Raw genomic sequence first — 20,959 nt, forward strand, 5'->3', positions numbered from 1 at the left:
CTGCGCTTCCTTGACCGCTGTCAGCGATCGGACTCCTGTCCTATGTCTTCGTTCCACAGCGCCGGACGCTCGCGGATGAAGCGGGTCATCAAGTCGATGCACTGCGCATCCTGCAGTACCGTGACCTGCACACCGCGCTCGCGCAGCAGCGCTTCTTCGCCCATGAAGGTGCGGTTTTCCCCGACCACCACCTCGCGGATCCCGTACAGCAGGATCGCCCCGCTGCACATGGCGCAGGGCGAAAGGGTGGTGTACAGGGTGGCCTGGGCATAGATCCGCGCATCCTGGCGCCCGGCATTCTCGAAGGCATCCATCTCGCCATGCAGCACCACACTGCCCTGCTGGACCCGCCGATTGTGCCCGCGGCCGATAATGCGACCCGCATGGACGATCACCGAACCGATGGGAATGCCGCCCTCTTCCAGGCCCAGGCGGGCCTCGTCGATGGCGGCCTGCATGAACTGCGACTGCTGCTGGGCATCGACCATGTCACTCTCCTGTGCATTTGCAGACAACTTTCAAAACGCTAGCACATAGCCATAGGTCGTGGCGGGCTTTTCCCGGGGAACTATGCTGTACAGGTTCGAAATCACCTCCGACCTCCCTCTCCACCCCGCCGAGGATCACCGCAATGAGCCAGAAAGTTCTGGTGGTGCTGACCAATACGGCCAAATACCCCACTCTCAAGCGCGCTACCGGCCTATGGCTGGGCGAAGCCGTGCATTTCGCCGACGTCCTTCAGCAGGCCGGCTACCAGGTCGATTATTGCAGCCCTGCGGGCGGCTACGTGCCCGTCGATCCGCACAGCCTGAACCTGGCACAGGACATCGACTGGCAGTGGTACAACGACAAAGCGTTCATGAACCGCCTCGGCAACACCCTGGCGCCCGGACAGGTAAGGCCCCGTGATTACCGGGCGATCTACTACGCCGGCGGACATGGCGTACTGTGGGATTTTCCGGATAACCATGGGCTGCAGGAGATTGCCCGGCAGATCTGGGAAAACGGTGGCGTGGTGGCTTCGGTCTGTCACGGCGCGGTGGGCCTGTTGAACATCAAGCTCAGTGACAACTCGTTGCTGCTGCGTGATCGCGAAGTGACCGGCTTCTCCAATATCGAGGAGCAACTGGCGGAGCTGGACAAGGTAGTGCCCTTCCTGACCGAAACCGAGCTGGCCGCCCGCGGCGGGCTCTATTGCAAGGCAGAGGATCCGTGGGAAGCCTTCGCCGTCGTGGACCAGAAGGAAGGGCGGCTGGTCACCGGGCAGAATCCGGCATCCGGCGCTGCGGTCGGGCGCCTGGTGGTCAGCGCGCTCGAGTCCGCGCAAACATGACAGCGTCCTGACGAAACGAAGAATCCGACACGTCCTGTCAGCTGCTCGTACAGGAAGCGGGTATAGCGCTCACTTATGCTGATCGGCTTCGGTCCGGCCCCCTCCGGTCGTGGCCTTCTGCCTATAGGTGAATCATGCCCCTTCGTACTTCCCGTTCCAGCCACGCACTGCTCACCCTGCCGACCTTGCTGCTGATCGGCCTGGCTCCCGTGGCCTTCGGCTTGCTGGTAATGGCCTGGCAGGTCAACAAGCAGCTCGACGAGTCCTCCATTCTTGCCCTGCGCGACGCCCGGCTGGGTGTCGATAGCCTGATCGACTCGCTGCACGGGGCCAGCAACAAGGTCCTCAACCTCGCCGAGTACCCCTGCGACAAGGCCCTGCCCGCCCTGCACAGCGAGGTGGTCGGCAACCCGGAGCTGCGCTCGCTGACCCTGGTTCGGGAAAACCGCGCCTATTGCAGTACCCTGCGCGGCGAATCCGGATTGCTGGTGGACCCCGGCGACTATTTCAACCATCGCTTGCGCCTGGAAGCGGGCAACGACAACACCCCGGACTCGGCAATCCTCTATTACCGCCTGCAGGAATATCCCTACGGTGTGCTGGCGGTGGCCGACGGCGAAATCCTGCAACGGATCCTGCACGGCACGCGGCAACCGGAGAGCGTAAAACTGCAGTTCGGGCCGACGCTGATCGGCGCCACCGGCGAAGTCCAGGACAGCCTGCAGGCTTTGGCAAGCGAGCCCGGCATGAGCCAGGTATCGCCGATGTACGGCTACACCATCCATATCGTCCATCCGCCCGGGCATGCCGCACGGCAATTGCTGGACAACAGCAGGGTGGTCGCACCGTCGCTGTTGCTGGTGGGCATCATGACGGCGGCGGGGAGCTACTGGGCGATGTATCGACGGCGGCGCGGGGTGGGCCGGGCGGTATAGACAGGTCTGAACGGGCCTCATCGCCGACAACGCCGGCTTCCACATTGGACTGCCCCCAAGAAGTTGGAGACTAATCCAACCCTTGGGGGAGTTATGAGTAAGTACACCGAGCAGTTCAAGCTCACAGCCATCACTGCCTACCTGGAGGGCACCGATGGTTTCCGAAAGGTAGCCCAGCATTTCGGTATCGATTTCAGCCTGCTGAGGCGCTGGGTGGCGAGCTATAAAGCCCGTTCCACTATCAGTCCCATACCTCACGGTCAGCGCTACGACATCGATTTCAAGCGCAGGGTCGTGCAGTACATGCGCGAGCATCGGCTTTCCCTGCGTCAAACGGCAGCTCACTTCGGCTTGGGACAGTCCTCCCGGGTAGGCATTTGGGAGCACCAGTACTACAGTGGCAACCTTGCCACCTCTACTGCCACTCAACGAAAAAAGTCTGCCGACGTGTCCAAGAAGATCAAGCCACTCAAACCCACTGACACTGACGACGCGCTGAAGCCGCGAGATCAGCTCATGGCAGAACTCGAGTATCTGCGCATGGAGAACGCTGTCCTAAAGGAGCTGAAGGCTTTGAGAGAGGAGAAGGAACGAAGGCAAGAGAAAAAACGCTGATCGTCTCCAGACTCCGAACCCGATTCCCGCTGTCAGCGTTGTTGGCCCTGGTCGAGTTGTCGAACAGCACCTTCTACTACCAGCTCAAAAGCCTTCAAAAGCCGGATAAACACGCCGATCTGAAAGAGCTGGTGGGTCAGGTCTATCACAAGGAAAAAGGGCTCTATGGGTATCGGCGTGTGACGCTTGCGATCAAGAATCAAGGCATCCTGGTGAACAAGAAGGTTGTGGAGCGGCTGATGGCCGACCAAGGTTTGCGGGCGGTCGTGCGGCCTAAAAAGTATCGGTCCTATCGAGGAGAAATAGGCAGGATTGCCGAGAATCTGCTGGAGCGAAACTTCATTGCCCAGCGGCCCAATCAGAAGTGGGTAACTGACGTAACCGAGTTTAAAGTGGCTCAGCAAAAGCTCTATCTCTCACCAGTGATGGACTTGTACAACAGTGAGATCGTGGCCTACGAGATCGCTCGCCGCCCAAGCTATGAGCTGGTGGGGAACATGCTGGAAAAAGCCCTGAGTAGCTTGGGAAAGGAGCCGAAGCTGGTCATCCACTCTGATCAGGGATGGCATTATCAGCAGCGCCAATACCGCGAAAAACTTGAGCAGCGTGGGGTAAAGCAGAGCATGTCGCGCAAAGGAAATTGCCTGGATAACGCCGCTATGGAAAGCTTCTTCGGCACGCTCAAGTCTGAGTTTTTCTATTTGAAGCGGTTTGAGAGCATCGAAGAGCTGACCACCGGTCTGGACGAGTACATCCGCTACTACAACCATGACCGCATCAAGCTGAGGTTAAACGGCCTAAGCCCTGTCGATTACAGGGCTCAAGCTGCTAGCTAAAACTGTCCAACTTTTCGGGGGCAGTCCACATTGTGGGAGCCGGCGTTGTCGGCGATGAGGCCATCAGCAACAACAAAACACCATCAATCGGTGCTCAGCACCCCACGGCGCACCTGGTCGCGCTCGATCGACTCGAACAGCGCCTTGAAGTTGCCTTCGCCGAAACCATCGTCACCCTTGCGCTGGATGAACTCGAAGAACACCGGGCCCATCAGTGTTTCCGAGAAGATCTGCAGGAGCAGACGCTTGTCGTCCGGGTTGGACGAACCATCGAGGAGAATGCCGCGCGATTGCAGTTCGGCGGTTGGCTCGCCATGGGCTGGCAGGCGGCCTTCGAGCATCTCGTAGTAGGTTTCCGGCGGCGCGGTCATGAAGCGCATGCCGAGTTTCTTCAGGGCGTCCCAGCTCTTGATCAGGTCGTCGGTGAGGAAGGCCACGTGCTGGATGCCCTCGCCGTTGAACTGCATCAGAAACTCTTCGATCTGCCCGGCGCCCTTGGACGACTCTTCGTTCAACGGGATGCGGATCATGCCATCCGGGGCGGTCATGGCCTTGGAGGTGAGGCCGGTGTATTCGCCCTTGATGTCGAAGTAGCGGATTTCGCGGAAATTGAACAGCTTCTCGTAGAACCCGGCCCAGTAGGTCATGCGTCCGCGGTACACGTTGTGGGTCAGGTGATCGATGATCTTCAGCCCGGCGCCGACCGGATTGCGATCGACTCCCTCCAGCCAGTTGAAGTCGATGTCGTAGATCGAGCTGCCTTCCTCGAAGCGGTCGATCAGGTACAGCGGCGCACCGCCGATACCCTTGATGGCCGGCAGGCGCAGCTCCATGGGGCCGGTTTCGATTTCCACCGGCTGGGCGCCCAGCTCCAGGGCACGGGCGTAGGCTTCATGGGCATTGCGCACGCGGAACGCCATGCCGCAGACCGACGGGCCATGCTCGGCGGCAAAGTAGGACGCAACGCTTTTCGGTTCGTTGTTGAGGATCAGGTTGATCCCGCCCTGGCGGTAGAGATGGACGTCCTTGGAGCGGTGGGTAGCGACCTTGGTGAAGCCCATGATCTCGAAGATCGGCTCCAGGGTGCCGGGGGTCGGCGAAGCGAATTCGATGAATTCAAAGCCCATCAGGCCCATCGGGTTGTCGAAGAGATCTGCCATGTTCGTATGCCTCATCATCAAAACGGTTGAATAACGCGAGTTACTGTTCGGTCGATGCGAGTGAACGTGGTGGCGCGCAGGAAATGCCCCGGGTACTGCGGGCAAGGAAGTCACCAAGAATCAGCTTGAATCCATGACACTTCATAGAGGACCCATGTTCGGCGGGTTCGATCCCCGTGGACGGGAACCTTATTGTTGTATTCGTAACGCGATTCTACAGTGCGTAATTTCATTTGTCGCGCATTGCTTTCATCGGCGCGGCAACCCACAGGATAGACGGCGGCATTGCCCGCTATGCTATGCGAACCAGCCCAAGGATGGATCCCGCCCATGCCCCTGCACAAATCCCGGCGCCGCGCGCGCCTGTTGCGTCGCCTGCTGCCCTGGCTGGTGGGCGCGCTGCCCGTGCTGGGCGGGCTGGCAATCATGCATTGGCAGGCCGAGCGCGAGTTGCAGGCCCGTGCGCAGAACAGCGCCCGCCAGGCGGTCAGCCACCTCGAGCAGGTCCTGGACAATGTCGCCGCCGCGGCACGCACGCTACTGCCCATGGCCGGCAGGCCCTGCACCGAGGTTGACCTGGCCCTGCGCGAGCAGGTCACCCGACGCTCGTTCGTGCGCTCCACCAACCTGACCCTCGATGACGAGATCTATTGCACCTCGCTGTTCGGCGAATTCCGCGAAAAGGTCGATCCGACGGATTATACCGACGGCAGCCTGTGGTTGATGGACGGCAACTCGGTGACCCCGGGCCATCCATTGCTGGTCTATCGCCTGAGCGACGGCGCCAGGGGCGCGATCACCACCCTCGATGGCGATCACCTGACCAGCGCCCTGGAACTGATCGCCCCGGACATCGACCTGCGCCTGCAGGTCGGCGCGCACTGGATCGACAAGCTCGGCCAGGTGCGCCAGGGTGCGGTGCCAGGCTATCCGGTCGCCCCGCAGCGAGTGGATTCGCAGCGCTACGCCTTTTCCGTGTACAGCGGTTTCCAGGCTGGCCAGGCCTGGCGCCTGATGCGCAGCGAATACCCGGCGCTGTTCGGCCTGCTGCTGTTTCTCGGCGCCGGTTCCGGCGCGGCCTGCTACTGGCAACTGCGGCGTGCTTCGTCACCACGTGCCGAACTGCAACGGGCCCTCGAGGCGGATGAATTCGTGCCCTATTTCCAGCCGGTGGTGCGCCGTGGCGACTACCGCTGGTCCGGTGCCGAGGTGCTGATGCGCTGGCATCACCCGCGCGAAGGCCTGGTGCGCCCGGACCTGTTCATTCCCTATGCCGAGCACAGCGGGCAGATCGTGCCGATGACCCGGCGCCTGATGGAGCGCCTGGCCAGCGACCTGGCGCCCCACGCCCATCTGTTCGAGGACGGCTTCCACCTGGCGGTCAATGTCACCGCCGCCCACTGCCAGGATCCGGGCCTGTGCGATGACTGCCAGGCCCTACTCGACGCCTTTCCCCCGGGGCGCGTGCAACTGACCCTGGAGCTCACCGAGCGTACACCGATAAAACCCGGCCCGATCACCGACCAGTTGTTCGAACGCCTTCACCGCATGGGCGTGCTGCTGGCGATCGATGATTTCGGCACCGGCCAGTCGAGCCTCGGCTACCTGCAGCACTTCAATGTCGACTACCTGAAAATCGACCAGAGCTTCGTCGGCATGATCGGTGTCGATGCGCTCTCCCTGCATATCCTCGACAGCATCATCGAGCTGTCGGCCAAGCTGGGCCTGGGCATCGTCGCCGAGGGCGTGGAAACCGCTGAGCAGCGAGACTACCTGGCGCGCTTCGACGTCGATTACCAGCAAGGCTACCTGTTCGGCCGGCCCATGCCCCTGGGCGACTTCATCACGGCCCTCGGCGACCAACAGCGGCCGGCGGTTGCCGAAGCGACGCCGGCCCTGAGATCATGAGCGGTCAACCTTTCCTCCCGTTTCACTGTTGTTCGAGGCCCCCTTGTCCAGAGGCATTGCTTTATCGGTGATGGCGTCCTGCCTGTTCGCCGTGATGTATTACTACACCTCCCTACTCGCTCCGCTCGACGGTGAGGAAATCTTTGGCTGGCGCATGCTCCTCACCCTGCCCTGCGCCACCCTGTTCATGATCGTCACCCGCGACTGGTCGCTGGTCACCGGCCTGGTGCGCCGGGTGCAACGCACCCCTGCCCTGTTCCTTGGCCTGTGTGCGACCTCGGCGCTGGTCGGCGTGCAACTCTGGCTGTTTCTCTGGGCACCGCTGCAAGGGCGCAGCCTGGAAGTGTCGCTGGGGTATTTCCTGCTGCCGCTGACCATGGTCCTGACCGGGCGCCTGGTCTATGGCGAGCGTCTATCGCGCCTGCAGAAGGTCGCCGTAGCCCTGGCGGCCACCGGGGTCGGGCACGAGCTGTACCAGCACGGCAGTTTCGCCTGGGAAGTGCTGGTGGTCGCCGGGGGTTATCCGGTGTATTTCGTGCTGCGTAAACGCCTGCACACCGACCATCTGGGCGGGCTGTGGACGGACATGCTGCTGATGTCCCCGGCCGCGCTGTACTTCGTCATCAGCGGACCGCTGTCGGGCGCTGATCTGGACACCCACCCGCAGCTCTACGCCCTGATTCCGCTGCTGGGCGCGATCAGTGCATTGGCGTTGATCAGTTACGTATTGGCGAGCCGGATGCTGGCGTTCAGCCTGTTCGGCCTGCTCAGCTATGTGGAACCGGTGCTGCTGGTGATGGTGGCACTGATCCTGGGCGAAAGCATCGCCCCGGACCAGTGGCTGACCTACCTGCCGATCTGGCTGGCAGTCCTGGTGCTGATCATCGAAGGCGTCAGGCACCTGCTGCGCCAGCGTCGGCCGGCTGCCTGAGACGGACCTGGCGCACGCGGCGCTCCTCCACTTCGACCACGGTCAGCGACCAGCCTTCCCACTCGAGCTGGTCACCGACCATCGGCAGGCGGTCCAGCAGGCTCATCACCAGCCCGGCGAGGGTCTGGTAGTCGTCGGTGGGCCGGGCCGCGAAGCCGGTCTGCGCCTGGATCTGGCGCAAATTCAGGGCACCGCTGACCAGGTAGCCCTCCTGGTCGGCGACGATGCCCGGGCCGACCACTTCACTGGCATCGGGCAGTTCGCCGGCAATCGACTCGAGGATGTCGGTCATGGTCAGGACACCGGTGAAATCACCGAATTCGTTGACCACGAAGGCAATGTGCGTCGATTCGCTGCGCATCTGTTCCAGGGCATTGAGGATGCTGAAGCTCTCCAGCAGGTTCAACGGCGCGCGCATCAGTTGCTCCAGGTCCGGCTCGCCACCGGCCAGCAGCACCTTGAGCAGTTCCTTCTTGTGCACGTAGCCCAGCGGCTCTTCGACACGCCCGTCGCGGATCACCGGCAGGCGCGAGTAGGAAGAGTTCATCAACGCCTCGCGGATCGCTTCCGGCGGCTGGGCCAGATCGATAGCGTCGACTTCGGCACGCACCGTCATTACCGTCCTGATCGGCCGCTCGGCGAGGTTCAGCACGCCGCTGATCATGACCCGCTCGCGGCGGTCGAACAGTACCTGCTCGTCGCCATCACCTACCAAGTCGGCGATTTCTTCACCCACTTCGTCGGCTTCAACCCGGCGCCCGCCAAGCAAGCGCAGGACGGCGTGGGCGGTGCGCTCGCGCAACGGCTTGTGCTGTTGCAGGCTGCGCTTGCGCCGGGCCCGGGCCAGCTGGTTGAAGGCCTCGATCAGCAAGGAGAAGCCGATCGCCGCGTACAGGTAGCCCTTCGGAATATGGAAGCCCAGGCCTTCGGCGGTGAGGCTGAAGCCGATCATCATCAGGAAGCCCAGGCACAGCATGATCACTGTCGGATGGGCGTTGACGAAGCGGGTCAGCGGTTTGCTGGCGACGATCATGATGCCGATCGAGAAGATCACCGCGATCATCATGATCGACAGGTGCTCGACCATGCCCACGGCGGTGATCACCGCATCCAGAGAAAACACCGCGTCGAGCACGACGATCTGCGCGACGATCGGCCAGAACGCCGAATGACGCACCGGCCCGCCGGCCTGCACCACGTGGCCCTCCAGGCGCTCGTGCAGCTCCATGGTGGCCTTGAACAGCAGGAACACACCACCGAACAGCATGATCAGGTCACGTCCGGAGAACGACTTGCCGAACACCTCGAACAAGGGTGCGGTCAGGGTCACCATCCACGAGATCGAAGCCAGCAGGCCCAGGCGCATGATCAGCGCCAGCGACAGGCCGATGACCCGCGCACGGTCGCGCTGATGAGGCGGCAGCTTGTCGGCGAGGATGGCAATGAAGACAAGGTTGTCGATGCCCAGGACCAGTTCCAGGACAATCAGCGTGGCCAGTCCCAGCCACGCGGTGGGATCGGCTAGCCATTCCATGGACGGGTACTCATGCGGGCAAGGTCACGGGGACGGGACGAAAAGACAGGCCATGAAGGCCTGGTACTGGGGGGCTCCGAGGAGAAGGAAGTCATATCAACCTGAGATCAATTAGGGACGTCGATCCTACAGTTGTAGCGGCGTTTTACTACACAGGGAAAGTATTTCAATGTGTAAGTCAGGATTCTGTGTGGTCAGTTCAGGCCTCATCGCTGGCAAGCCAGCTCCCACAGTGTCCGCGGCGCTGCCGAACCCTGTGGGAGCTGGCTTGCCAGCGATGAGGCCCTCACTTGCACAGCAGAATCAACGATTCCAGTTGGCCTCGCTGCTCTGCAGGGCATTGGCGATGGTCTGTACCTTGTCGTCCGGCAATTCCCGCGGCAGCGGGTCGGTACCGGCACTGACCGCCAGCTGCGCGTAGGCATTGCGCAATTCGGCATAGGACAGGTCACGCTTGAGCTGGGTCTGCAGGTTGTTCAGCTCGCCCTGAATCAGCTCCAGCTCGCCAATGTTGTTGGTCTGGAAACGGTTGCGCAGCTGCTCGGCGATCTGTCCGTCGAGCCGGGCCATTTCCTCGCTGGTCTTGAACTGCCGGCTGGACTCCTCGAAATTCGCCCGGGCGACGTACAACTGCGCCAGCACCGCCACCGACATGGCCTGGCGGCGTGCCTCGGCTACGCTCTGGCCCGCTTCGGCAACCTTGATCGCCCGTGGTCCGGACAGCACGTTGAACAGGTTCCAGGTGACCTTGACGCCATAGTCGGCCCAGCTCTGGTTGACCAGGAAGGAGTTGCTGTCGTAGTGACCGCCGGCGGAGAACTCCAGGCCCGGAAGCATGCGCAGCATGGCCTTGCGGGTTTCCGTGGCGCTGATGCGCGCCTGGTAGTCCTGCTCGCGCAGTTCCGGACGGCTGGCCAGCGCCTGTTGTTCCAGTTTGGCGAAATCGCCCTGGAATTGCGGCACCGCGTAGCTATCGTCCAGGGCCAGGGTGTAGGGCTGGTTCATCGGCAGGTTGATCAGCGCGGCCAGCTCGGTCTTGGCCAGGGTAAGGGCACGACGCTGCTCTTCAAGCTGGCGGGTGGCCTCGATCAAAGCACGCTGGTAGCTCAGGGCCTGGACCGGGTCGCCGATGCGCTGGGCACTCATCAGCTGGCTGTTGATGCGCGCCTGGTTGATCCGCCCCATCAGGGTATCGATCTGCTTGAGCAGGCGCTCTGCCGCCACCGCACGCCAGTAGGCCGAACGCACGTCCTGGGTGATGGTATGGATGACCTTGCGCTTGCGCTCCTGAAGGATGTAGCGCTGGTCGGACTGCTGCTTGGCGCTGAAGTAGCTGACGCCGAAGTCCAGCACGTTCCACACCATGGTCAGGTCGGCGACCTCGCGGTCACGGTCCTGGGAGGTCGAAGGCTCGAGGGACTGGGTTCCGGTCTGCACGCTCTGGCTGCTGGAGGCGCTGACATTGTTGCGACCGGCATAGCCGGCGGACAGGGCCATGCGCGGCAACATGTCGAACTGCGCCAGGTCCAGCTGGCGCTGGCCGAGGGCTTCTTCCATCACCTTCAGGCGGGCTTCGAGGTTGTACTTCACCGCGCGGGCCATGGCCTGGTGCAGCGTCAGGGGGCCGCTAAGGGGCTCCTGGTCCTTGTAGATGCTGGCCATGTCGCTGCGGGCACGCTCTTCGCTGGCGCTGCGCTCGATCGGGTCGCTGGTCACGGCGCAGCCGCCGATAGCCAAGGCCAGCAGGCTGGCGGCAAACAGTTTGTGCTTTTTATTCATCCTTGCGCCGCCCCCAGGTACGGCTCGATTCTCAAGAGTTGTGCTGGTCATGCTCGCTGTCCGATCTCGGCCGGTTTGGCGAGGGCCTTGGCCAACTCGCGCACCTGGCGCTGGTCGGCTTCGTTGATATGTTGCAGTTGCTGGCCGAAGGTCGGCACGCCGAACACTCCGCGCAGCCCCTGGTTGAGGTCGCTCTGTTTCCACTGGTTGCCGTTGAACACGTTCATCTCGCTGACACCCGGCACATCGCGGTTGAAGATGTTGGCGAAGGTGCTGGCGCCGAACAGTCCGCCAGTGCCGCCGCCAAAGCCGAGGAAGCCCTGGCCGTCGCCGTTGCCCAGGCCGCTGTCGCTGCTGCCGAAGACCTGGGCGATGAAGCTCGGCGCACTGCCGGCCTGGCCGAGGAAGATGGTGCCCAGCGGCCTAAGGTCGCCGCCCACGGTCCGCACCTCGAACAGCGAGCCCGGGGCCAGCGGCGAGATGCTTTCGTTGATCTCGATGCCCGGCACCTGCGGCTGGATCACTGCAGGTTGTGGAAGGCCCGAGCTGTCCGGTGGATTGAGCCGGTATTCCAGATCGCCGACGTCCTGGCTCTGCAGGGTCTGCCCGGCACTGGCCAGGGACTGCGCCAGCAGGTTGCCGGCGCCGTCCTGGATGCCGCTGTCCGGCGCATTCAGGCTCAAGGACAAGGTGCCCTGCCCGCGCAGGTTGCCCACCACGATGCGGTAGGTCTGTGCATCGATGCGCTGCACCGACTGCACCACCCCGCTGGCGCTGGCCGTGCCGAGCACGCTGAAGTCGCTGGCATCGACACCACTGACCGCCTCGTCGAAGGTCAGGGTGAAGCTCAGGCTGCGGTCGGTCGGCAGGACCGGGCCGTCCACCACGATGCTGCTTGGCCGTGGCGCCCGGGCGTCGACCAGGATGCCGCTGGTACTGCCGACATTGTTCAGCCCGGTATTGGCATCGTTGCCGCGGGCATCGCGCAGGGTACCGCCGTTGGTGTCGATGCTCGACGCCACCGCGAAGGTGCTGTTGCCGGCCATGCCGCTGGTAACGGTGAGGCGGAAGGTCAGCGCCGTGCTGCCGGAACCGGACAAGTAATCGGCATAGACCACCCGACCGTTGTCCAGGGTAATGGCCAGGCGCGGATTGCCGTCGCCACTGTCGACCAGCACCGCTTCGTCGGTATTGACCGTGAAGTCCAGGGTCTTGCCGGCGGTGTAGGTGCCGCTGGCAGGCACGCTCACGCTGGTCACCGAAGGCGCCACGCGGTCGATGCTGTAGACGCTACCGGCAAGGCCGCCGCTGATCGGGTTGCCGGCAATATCGGTGATCCCGGTATTGCTCGCATTCAGGTCCAGGCGCACGTTGCCGACACCCGACAGGTTGTCCACCAGCACCTGGTAGGTGCGCCCGTCGATACGGGTTACCGAGGCGATGCGGCCGTTGGCGCTGCCGGTCAGGGCCAGGCTGAAGTCGGCGCTGTCCACGCCGCTGACCGATTCGTCGAAGGTCACGGTGTAGCGCAGGCTGCTGGCGTTGGTCGGGGTGACGTCTACGCGCACGATATCGCTGACCTGCGGCGCCACGGTATCCACCACCACGCCACCGGCGGTACCTGGCAGATTGAGTTGCAGGTTCATATTGTTGCCGGCGGCGTCACGCAGGGTCGAGCCATTGAGGTCGATGCTGCCCGGCAGGCCGATACCGGCGCTGGCATTGTTGCCAGCCTGGACGGTGTACTCGAAGACCAGCGCTGAAGTACCGCTGCCCGACACGTAGCTGGCGTAACGGGTCACGCCACCGATATTAAGGGCCAGCCGCGGCGTACCGCTGCTGGTATCGACGATGACGTTCTCGCTGGCATCGACGGTAAAGCGCAGCACATCACCGGCGTTGTAGGTGCCAGTGGCGGGCAGGCCAACGCTGCTGACCGTCGGCGCCAGGGCATCGATCAGCACCTGGTCGGTCGGTGGCAGGCCGTTGAGGGCGGTCTGCGCATCGTTGCCGACCGCATCGCGCAGGGTGGCACCGTTGAGGTCGATGACGCTGGCAACGCTGATACCGTCGCTGTCGACCTGGCCCGTGCTCACGTTCAGGCGGAACACCAGGGTGTTGCTGCCTGCACCGGACAGATAGGTCGCGTAGGCTTTCTGGCCGTTGTCCAGGGTCACTTCGATGCGTGGCGAGCCGTTGCTGGTATCCAGTTGCACCACTTCGCTCATCTGCACGGTGAAATCGAGGTGCTGGCCGGCGACATAGGTGCCGTTGGCCGGTACGCCGACGCTGGCGACGCTTGGTGCAATGCGATCGACGTTGTAGAAGACCGGGCCGACAGAACCGCTGAGGGCGTTACCTGCCGCATCGACGGCACCGTTGCCGGACACCACGATCCCCACGGAACCCTGTCCAGTGATGCCACTGACCTTCACGGTCCAGGTCTTGCCATCGAGGCTGGTATAGCTGTCGATGGGAAGTCGGGTCGAGCCGTTGAACATTACGGCGAAGACATCAGGGGCGACGATGCTGACCTTCTCCGAGAAGACCACGTCGAAGCTGACCGATCCAAGGTTGTTGTTCACCGGGTCGAGCAGGACGATGTTATCGACGAGCGGCCGGGTGGTATCGACCAGGACACCGGCGGTACTGCCGGAATTGTTCAGGCTCGGATCGATATCGTTGCCGGCCAGGTCGGTCAGCTGTTCGCCACGCAGGTCGAGGCTGTTCACAGCGATACCGTTGCTGTCGTTATCTCCCGCCTGCACCACGTACTGGAACACCAGCGTGTCGCTACCGCTGCCGGAAACGTAGTTGGCATAGCGGGTCGCCCCGCCGACATCCAGCGCCAGGCGCGGTGTCAGGCTGCCGATCTGCAGGGCTTCGCTGGCCTTGACGGTGAAGGTCAGCACGTCGCCGGCCTTGTAGCTGCCATCCACCGGCGCAACCACGCTGACCACGCTCGGCGCGATGCCGTCGACCGCCACCCCGGCGGTACTGGCCACGCTGTTCAGGGTGGTCACGGTAGCGTTGCCGACCAGGTCGGTGATGGCGCCGCCGTTGAGGTCGATGCTGCTGCCCACCGTGACGCCATTGGCGTCGAGCTGGCCGCTGGCGACCACCATGCGGAACACCAGGGCATTACTGCCACTGCCCGAGACATACTCGGCATAGGCGGTGCCGCCGGTATCCAGGGTAATGGCGATGCGCGGGATGCCGGTGCCGGTATCGACCGTCACCGCTTCGCTGAAGTTGACCGTGAAGTCCAGGCCTTGACCGGTGATGTAGGTGCCATTGCTCGGCGCACTGACACTGCCGACCACCGGCACCACACCATCGACCACGATAGCGCTGCGTCCGCCGAGGGAGTTGGCCCCACCCACAGTCGGCAGGGTCAGGACCGCCAGGTCGCTGGTGGCGTTGGTGATGAGCGCGCCATTGAGCTGCAGCGCCGTGGTGCTCTGGAAGTCCAGGTCGGCGCTGATATCGCCGGCCTGCACGGTGTACTTGAACACCAGGGTGTTGCTGCCCGAACCGCTGACATACACGGCGTTGCGATCGACCAGCCCGGTCTCGAGCAGCAGGCTCGGGGTACCACCGCTGACGGTGACGGCCTGGTCCCAGGACACGTTGATCAGCACTTCGTCGCCGACCTTCACCGCGCGGTCGGGGCCCTGTGCGGACACGCTGGTCACCTTCGGATTCACCGGGACCACGTCGATCGCGATGGTGTCGATATCGAGCTTGGCCCCGCCGCTGCCGGAATTGCCGTTGTCGTTGGTCTCGACGGTCAGGCTGGCCGCACCGAGGAAATTGCTCGCCGAGCGGAAGCTCAGGGTCTGCAACGCGGCGTTGACATTGGCCAGGGTGCCTTCGAAGCTCATGGTGATGTTGTTCACACCGGTACCGGTGACCAGGGTGATACCGCTAAGGCTGCCCAAGGTGAGCAGACCGTTGTTGGCGGTCAAGGTCACCGAAACGAGGCCGCCGTTGGCATCCACATCACTGATGGAAATGGCATTGCCATTGGCGTTGTTGAAGCCCAGGGCAACCCCCTGCTGCGCGGTTTGCGCGCCCGGCACGCTGTTGACCGGAGCATCGTTGACCGCGGCGACGTTGAGGGTCACGGTCTTGGTGTCGGTCAGCGCGGGGCCGCCGGTATTGCCGTTGTCATCGATCTTCACCGTCAGGATCACGCTGGCGGTGGCGTCCTGGGCGGTCTTGAAGGTGAGGCTGTTGGCCGCGAGGAACGAGTTGATATCGGCCAGGCTGCCCGACAGGGTCAGCTCACCCGTACCGGAACCGACAACGGTCACGCCCAGGCCGCTGGTGGCCGCCAGGGTACCGCTCGGTACCGAGAAGGTCGCGGTGACGCTATTGGTGCCGGCATCGACGTCGGTGAAGCTGATACCGCTGATAACGCTGGCGACATCCTCGGTCACGGTGATGGATGGCGGCACAGTGGCCGCCGGTGCGTCGTTTACCTCGGTGACCACCAGGGTGATGTTGGTCACCACGTCGGACACGCTCCCGGTGTCGGCTCTCATTGTGAGGGGAACAGCTGCGGTGGCGTTAGCGGCCGTGGTGAAGGTCACCCGGTTGTTGGCGATGAAGGTGTTGATGTTGGCGATGCTGCCATCGAGGATCAGCGTGGTCGGCGTACCACTGACCAGCACGCCACCGGCGCTCACCGCGCTGAGGGTGCCGCTGGTCACGGTCAGGGTGACCGTGGCGTTGAGTGAATCGACATCGCCGATGCTGATGCCGCTGATCGCCGTGGGCACGTCCTCGGTCACCTGGACGGTAGCAGGTGCGCTGATGATCGGGGCGTCGTCCACGGCAGTAATGGTCACGCTGCGCGAGACCACCACCGAGGCCATGCCACCACCGTCGGTCACCTGGAACTGCACGACACGGTTGCTGGTGGTCGGGCTTTCCGAACTGTTGTTGTAGGTCACTGCGCGCAGGGCCGCCTGGAACTGCGCCAGGGTAGCCTGGTTGCCGGCGGAAGTCAGGGTCAGGATGCCGGTGCTGGAATCCCAGCTTGCCTGGATATTGCCCATGGTCGCCGGGTCGGTGACCAGCGCCAGTACGTCCTGGGCACTGTTGTAGCTGGAGAAGCGCACGGTCGCGCTGCCCGGGTTCGGGCCATCCGGGTCGGACAGGGTCAGGTTGGAGTCCACCACTACCGGGGTGGAAGCCACGTTGTTGCCTTCGGTCCAGGCCACGCTGCCGCCGCTCGGGGTCAGTACCGGGCGGTCGTTGACCGCAGTCACGGTGACCGTGGCGGTATCGGTCGCCGTGGAATAGGCCGAGGTGCCGCCGGAGGTGCTGGTATTGATCTTGGCGCCCTGGAAACCGGCGGTGCCGTTGGTCTGGTCCCAGGCCTTGTAGGTGATGGTCGCCGTTTCGCCATGGATGCCGTCCGGGACGAAGCGCACGCGGTCCGTCGGGCGCAGGATCAACGCCGCCGTGTTGGAGACGATACCGACATCGGTCCAGGTGGTGCCACCATTGGTGGAGAACTGCCACTTGCCATAGGTGGCGGTCAGGCCGGTGATGGCGATGCCCTTCACGGCGCCGGTATCGACATCGGTGATGCCGCCGGTCAGCGAGCTGACCAGGTCACCGGCGCTGGTGGTGGAGGTATCGGTCAGTGGCGACAGGCTCGGCGACACCGGGTTCATCACCGGCGCATCGTTGACGGCGGTGACCGTCAGGTTGGCCTGGGCGGTGCCGGTGGAGAAGGCACTGCTGCCGCCGTTGCCGGAGGTATCGGCCAGACTGCGGCTACCATTGGCGGAAGCGCTGCCGGAGGTCTGGTCCCAGGCGCGGAAGCCCATGGACACCGTCTCGTTGTTGGCGCCGTCGGGGATATAGCGCACATAGGTCGTGGAACTGAGCAACAGCGCGCTGGTCGGCGCCACGCTTCCGAAGTCGGTCCAGTTGCTGTTGTCGGTGGAGTACTGCCAGGTGCCGCGACCGGTGGTGACGTACACGGCGATACCGCGCAGCGCCCCGACGTCGGGATCGACATAGGAGGTGCTGGTCAGCAGGGTCGAGATCAGCACGCCCGGGGTCGTGGTGTCTTCGTTGGTGTTCGGGAAGGTGTACGGGCCGCCAGAGAGCGTCGGCGCGTCATTGACCGCGACCACGGTCACGGTGCTGAGGATGCCTACCGTGGCGGTGTTGAGCCCGCCGTTGGAGGTGCCGCCGTTGTCGCGCACCGAATCCACGCTCACCACCCGGTTGGCGGTGTTCGGGCTTTCGCTGTCGTTGCGGTAGGCCATGGCGTTGAGGATGGCCTGCGCTGCCGAGCTGGACAGGCCGCTGTGGGTCAGGGTGATGGTCGCGGTACCGCTGACCACCGAGACCGAGACCGTCGTGCCGTTGATCGCGGTCACCACGTTGGTGCCGTTGACCAGGTTCACGTCGCTGCCGTCGATCACCAGTTTCTCCGCCGCACCGTTGGCGACGCCGGTGACGGTGAAGGTCATCTGGATCACGCTCTGCCCGGTCTCGACGGTATTGATCGTCGCGCCGCTGAACAGCTGCACCGCCGAACCGTTCTCGGTGTAGGTCGGGTTGGTGCCGCTGACATTGACCACCGGGGCATCGTTGACCGAAAGGACGTCGAGGGTGACCGTCGACACCGTGCTGCTGCCGCCGGCACCGTCGTCCATGCTGATCGAGACGCTGCGCGTGGCCGCCGACGGCTCGATGGTATTGGAATTGCGGTAGGCCAGGTTCTGCACCAGCGCAGCGACGGTGGTCGCCGTGGCGTTGCTGGTCAGGGTGACCACCAGCGGGTTGCCGTTGCTGCCGCCGGTGAAGGTACCGATCACCAGGCCGTTGTACAGGATCGAGGCGCCGGACAGCACGATCTGGTTGGCCCCGGCGCCCTGGTCGCGAATGAACAGCACGTCTTCGGCACTGGTGCCGCCACTGGCGATCTGCACCGTCAGCTTGCCGCCGTTGAAGTTGGCCGAATCGGCGTCGCTGATGGTGGCGTCGCCGTTCTGGTCGAGCAGCACGTAGGCGGCGTCCTCGCGGTAGCTGACCAGGTCGCCGTTGAGGTTGCCGATCACCGGCGCCGCCACCGCGGTCACGGTGAAGTTCAGCGCGGTATTGTTCTGGATGCCCTTGTAGACCTGGCCGTTGGCGTTGGCGAACGCCTTGTTGTCGATGCGCACGGCGTAGGCCACGCCCGCCACCATGTCCGCCGGCGGGTCGATGGTCCAGGTGGTGCCGGAGCCGGTGACCGCACCGCTGCCCACGTCGATGGTCTGGATGATCGCGTTGTCGCTGGTGCGCACGATATAGATGTTGCCCGTGCCCTTGGCCACCGATTGGTCGAAGGTCAGGGTGATATTGGCATTCGGGGTAACGGTCAGGCTGTCGTCCGCCGGGCTGGAGCTGACCAGCTTCGGCAGGCTGCCGCTCTGGTAGAAGATGGCGGTGCTGGCTGCCGTGGACGAGGTGGAGATCAGGTCGAGATCGCCGTCGCCGTCGAAGTCGCCGACACGGAACTGCTGGGCGTTCATGTCCGGCAGGGTCACGTTGGCGAACGGCGAACTGGCCTGGTCCACGTCGACGAAGGTGCCATTGTCGTTGCGTATGTAACGGAAGACCGTACCGTTGTTGCCGGTCTGGTAAAGGATATCGGCGTCGCCGTCGCCATCGAAGTCGGCGACGATCGCCCGGGTCACGGACACGGTCGGCAGGGCCGCGGTGGCGGTCATATCGACGAAGACGCCGTTGTTGTTGCGGAAATAGCGCATCTGCATGCCCGACGCGACATGGATCAGGTCGGTGTAGCCGTCGCCATCGACATCGGCGGCCTTGTAGTTGTAGGCGTTGAAGTCGGGCAAGGTGATACCGGCGAACGGCCAGGCGGCGCCGCTGGCGCTGGTCAGGGTGGTAAAGCTTGGCGTGGCGCCGCCACTGTTCACCGCCAATGCCCAGGACGAGCCGGTGCCGCCGGTCTGGTAGAGAATGTCGAGGGCGCCGTCGCCGTTGAAATCACCCACCAGGGTACGCACGCCGAAGCTCGGACCACTCACGTCCTGGCTGGTGAAGCCCGACCCGGTGTTGAGGTAGAGCTTCATGGTCGGACCGCTCACGGGTGCGGCCAGCAGATCGATGCGACCATCGCCGTTGAAATCCCCGGCGTGGTAGTTGGCGCCGCCGGTGGCGGCGTCGGTCAGGGTCAGGCCGGCGAACATCGAGCTGGCCTGGCTGAAGATGGTGAAGGTGCCGTCTGCATTGCTCTGCGCAAAGCTCCAGGCACCACCGGCGCCTGCAGCCTGGTAGAGGATGTCGGCACGCCCGTCGCCGTTGAAGTCGCCGACCACGTATTTCATCTGGTTGGTGGTGGTCCCCAGCACCGGCGCGCTGGCCACCGCGCCGCCGGTGTAGGTCGAAGCCATCAGGCTGTCGTAGCCAGCGACGCTCAAGGCGCTGGTCTCGATGGCGCCGCTGCTGCGCTCCAGCGTCCAGTTGCCACCCAGCGCCGCGGAACCGGTGTCGTCCACCGAAGCGGCAACGTCGGCGCCGGTAATCGCCGCCAACTGGTCGATGAAGGCCTGGCCCTTGCCACCTTGCCCTACGTCGCAGCCGTAGATCATCAGGTCGCCGTCGGCCTTCAAGGCCGCGCCGATGCTCTCCAGTGCCGCACGATGCTCGGCGAGGTTGTTGCTGGCCAGCCAGACGTTGCCCAGTTGCACGGTACCGTCGGCGCCGTGGGACAACAGGTGGATGGCGTCGAGGTTGTCGCGCCCCTTGAGGTAGTCGGCCATCTGCTGCAGGCCGTCCTTGTTCGGGTCGAGCACCACCACTTCGGTCTTGGGCGACAACCCTTCGAGCAGTTGCCCGACGTTGCTGACCTGACCGTCGACGAACACCACTTCGTTGCGCTGGCTGCCCTGCTGCTGGCTCGCCGTTTCGCCGGACGCCGCTGGCGCCTGGCTGCTTTCATTGCTGGAGGTGCTGTCCTTGGCCGCGTCGGCAGTCGTCTGCGCCGCAGCATCCTGGGCAACCACGCCCACGGACGCATCGAACATGATCCGCGGTTCAAGGGCCATCAGCAGCGGGGCCTGGCCGGGCTCGGCGGACTGGGGCTGCTGGGCCGACTTGCGCGAGAGTCGTTCGATGAATTTCATGCTGCACCTCCTGGTGGTCCCCCGCACTGCCGGCTGGGCAATGCGGACAAAAAAGTGGCGGTGCCCTGGAGCACCGCCGGTTGTTGCGTCAGTTGCGGCTCGGGAAGATGCCTTGCATCGCGATGATGAAGTTCACCGCAATGTAGGGGCTCAACACCGACGTCGGGATATTGCCGCCGGTCAGCGCAGCGGTGCCGGTCACGGTCACACCGCCGGTGAAGGTCACCGGCTGCGGCGCCAGGTCAACGCGGGGCAGCGGGTTGCCGTTGTTGTCCTTGCCGCTGTGGTACAGCTGGTAAGTGGTGCCGGCACCATCGTTGGGGATGCCCAGGCAGCCGCCGGCAATAGGTGCAACGCTGGTGGCATCGGCATTCACCACCTGTGCGGTGGAGGTTGCGGTGAGGGTGCTGTTGTTGGTCACCAACGACAGCAAGTGGGTGTGGGTCGGCAGGTTGCTGGTCAATTGGGTAACCGACTCGCTGCCACCTTTCTGCCCCATTTGGTAATTCGACAGGCCGGTGCCCTGGCCCTGGCCCACCGGCGTACGGCTGCGCAGGTCCGGCAGGCCGAAGGTACTTACGCCGTCACCACCAAACTGCGTGCCCAGGAGGGCGAACAGTGCGGTGTTCTGATTCAGCGGGACCAACTGGCCCTGACACAGCGCCCAGCCGTACGGGTTGAAGTTGAACCCTGCCATCCGGATTTCGCCCAGAAACGGATCAGCCATCAGACTCTTCCTTATGTTGATTTGCGTGGTTGGTTGAATT

The 20,959-nt window shown here is 63.7% G+C and carries 11 protein-coding genes; 5 read left to right on the plus strand and 6 right to left on the minus strand.

Annotated elements, in window-relative coordinates:
• Nucleotides 1-20: 20 nt before the first annotated feature.
• A complete protein-coding gene (locus ACPFMA_RS16555) occupies nucleotides 21-488 on the minus strand; it encodes a nucleoside deaminase (protein WP_064304123.1) in 468 nt (155 codons plus the stop codon).
• A 143-nt stretch (nucleotides 489-631) separates the two neighbouring features.
• On the opposite strand from ACPFMA_RS16555, the gene ACPFMA_RS16560 reads away from it, so the two are divergent.
• The 3 genes from ACPFMA_RS16560 (at nucleotide 632) to ACPFMA_RS16570 (ending at nucleotide 3,719) form a co-directional block, all read left to right on the plus strand.
• Nucleotides 632-1,333, plus strand: a complete 702-nt coding sequence (locus ACPFMA_RS16560) for a type 1 glutamine amidotransferase domain-containing protein (RefSeq protein ID WP_420058863.1) — start codon at nucleotides 632-634, stop codon at nucleotides 1,331-1,333.
• Nucleotides 1,334-1,467: 134 nt separating this feature from the next.
• Nucleotides 1,468-2,268 carry a CSS-motif domain-containing protein gene (locus ACPFMA_RS16565; RefSeq protein WP_420058862.1) on the plus strand — a complete coding sequence of 267 codons (801 nt, stop codon included), beginning with the start codon at nucleotides 1,468-1,470 and terminating at the stop codon, nucleotides 2,266-2,268.
• A gap of 93 nt (nucleotides 2,269-2,361) precedes the next feature.
• Nucleotides 2,362-3,719 (plus strand): IS3 family transposase gene (locus tag ACPFMA_RS16570; protein WP_425928249.1). Its coding sequence is split into 2 segments (ribosomal slippage): nucleotides 2,362-2,835 and nucleotides 2,838-3,719, totalling 1,356 coding nucleotides; the frame shifts between segments, so codons are not numbered across the junction.
• An 83-nt stretch (nucleotides 3,720-3,802) separates the two neighbouring features.
• Here the strand turns inward: ACPFMA_RS16570 and hppD are convergent.
• On the minus strand, nucleotides 3,803-4,879 hold the full coding sequence (gene hppD / locus ACPFMA_RS16575) for a 4-hydroxyphenylpyruvate dioxygenase (RefSeq protein ID WP_009402640.1): 1,077 nt from the start codon (nucleotides 4,877-4,879) through the stop codon (nucleotides 3,803-3,805).
• 330 nt (nucleotides 4,880-5,209) lie between these two features.
• On the opposite strand from hppD, the gene ACPFMA_RS16580 reads away from it, so the two are divergent.
• A complete protein-coding gene (locus tag ACPFMA_RS16580) occupies nucleotides 5,210-6,787 on the plus strand; it encodes an EAL domain-containing protein (protein ID WP_420058861.1) in 1,578 nt (525 codons plus the stop codon).
• Between the two features lie 43 nt (nucleotides 6,788-6,830).
• Nucleotides 6,831-7,718, plus strand: a complete 888-nt coding sequence (rarD, locus tag ACPFMA_RS16585) for an EamA family transporter RarD (protein ID WP_420058860.1) — start codon at nucleotides 6,831-6,833, stop codon at nucleotides 7,716-7,718.
• Here the strand turns inward: rarD and ACPFMA_RS16590 are convergent.
• The 4 genes from ACPFMA_RS16590 to ACPFMA_RS16605 form a co-directional block, all read right to left on the minus strand.
• Entirely contained in the window at nucleotides 7,681-9,252 is a 1,572-nt protein-coding gene (locus tag ACPFMA_RS16590) for a TerC family protein (RefSeq protein ID WP_420058859.1), read from the minus strand. The two genes, rarD and ACPFMA_RS16590, sit on opposite strands and share 38 nt — an antisense overlap.
• 303 nt (nucleotides 9,253-9,555) lie before the next feature.
• Nucleotides 9,556-11,031, minus strand: coding sequence for a TolC family protein (locus ACPFMA_RS16595; protein ID WP_064304118.1), 1,476 nt, complete (start codon nucleotides 11,029-11,031; stop codon nucleotides 9,556-9,558).
• A 47-nt stretch (nucleotides 11,032-11,078) separates the two neighbouring features.
• Complete coding sequence (locus ACPFMA_RS16600; RefSeq protein WP_425928250.1) at nucleotides 11,079-20,192, minus strand: DUF4347 domain-containing protein; 9,114 nt, start codon at nucleotides 20,190-20,192, stop codon at nucleotides 11,079-11,081.
• Between the two features lie 88 nt (nucleotides 20,193-20,280).
• Nucleotides 20,281-20,919, minus strand: a complete 639-nt coding sequence (locus ACPFMA_RS16605; protein WP_064304116.1) for a phage tail protein — start codon at nucleotides 20,917-20,919, stop codon at nucleotides 20,281-20,283.
• Between the last annotated feature and the right edge of the window lie 40 nt (nucleotides 20,920-20,959).

This window comes from Pseudomonas sp. NyZ201 (genome assembly GCF_049860765.1).
GTDB classification, from domain to species: Bacteria; Pseudomonadota; Gammaproteobacteria; order Pseudomonadales; family Pseudomonadaceae; genus Aquipseudomonas; species Aquipseudomonas bharatica.

Excerpts from the sequence above, each read along its gene's own strand:
- ACPFMA_RS16555 (WP_064304123.1), bottom strand. The coding sequence starts at position 488 with ATGGTCGATGCCCAGCAGCAGTCGCAGTTCATGCAGGCCGCCATCGAC.
- ACPFMA_RS16560 (WP_420058863.1), top strand. The coding sequence starts at position 632 with ATGAGCCAGAAAGTTCTGGTGGTGCTGACCAATACGGCCAAATACCCC.
- ACPFMA_RS16565 (WP_420058862.1), top strand. The coding sequence starts at position 1,468 with ATGCCCCTTCGTACTTCCCGTTCCAGCCACGCACTGCTCACCCTGCCG.
- hppD (WP_009402640.1), bottom strand. The coding sequence starts at position 4,879 with ATGGCAGATCTCTTCGACAACCCGATGGGCCTGATGGGCTTTGAATTC.
- ACPFMA_RS16580 (WP_420058861.1), top strand. The coding sequence starts at position 5,210 with ATGCCCCTGCACAAATCCCGGCGCCGCGCGCGCCTGTTGCGTCGCCTG.
- ACPFMA_RS16590 (WP_420058859.1), bottom strand. The coding sequence starts at position 9,252 with ATGGAATGGCTAGCCGATCCCACCGCGTGGCTGGGACTGGCCACGCTG.
- ACPFMA_RS16595 (WP_064304118.1), bottom strand. The coding sequence starts at position 11,031 with ATGAATAAAAAGCACAAACTGTTTGCCGCCAGCCTGCTGGCCTTGGCT.
- ACPFMA_RS16600 (WP_425928250.1), bottom strand. The coding sequence starts at position 20,192 with ATGAAATTCATCGAACGACTCTCGCGCAAGTCGGCCCAGCAGCCCCAG.
- ACPFMA_RS16605 (WP_064304116.1), bottom strand. The coding sequence starts at position 20,919 with ATGGCTGATCCGTTTCTGGGCGAAATCCGGATGGCAGGGTTCAACTTC.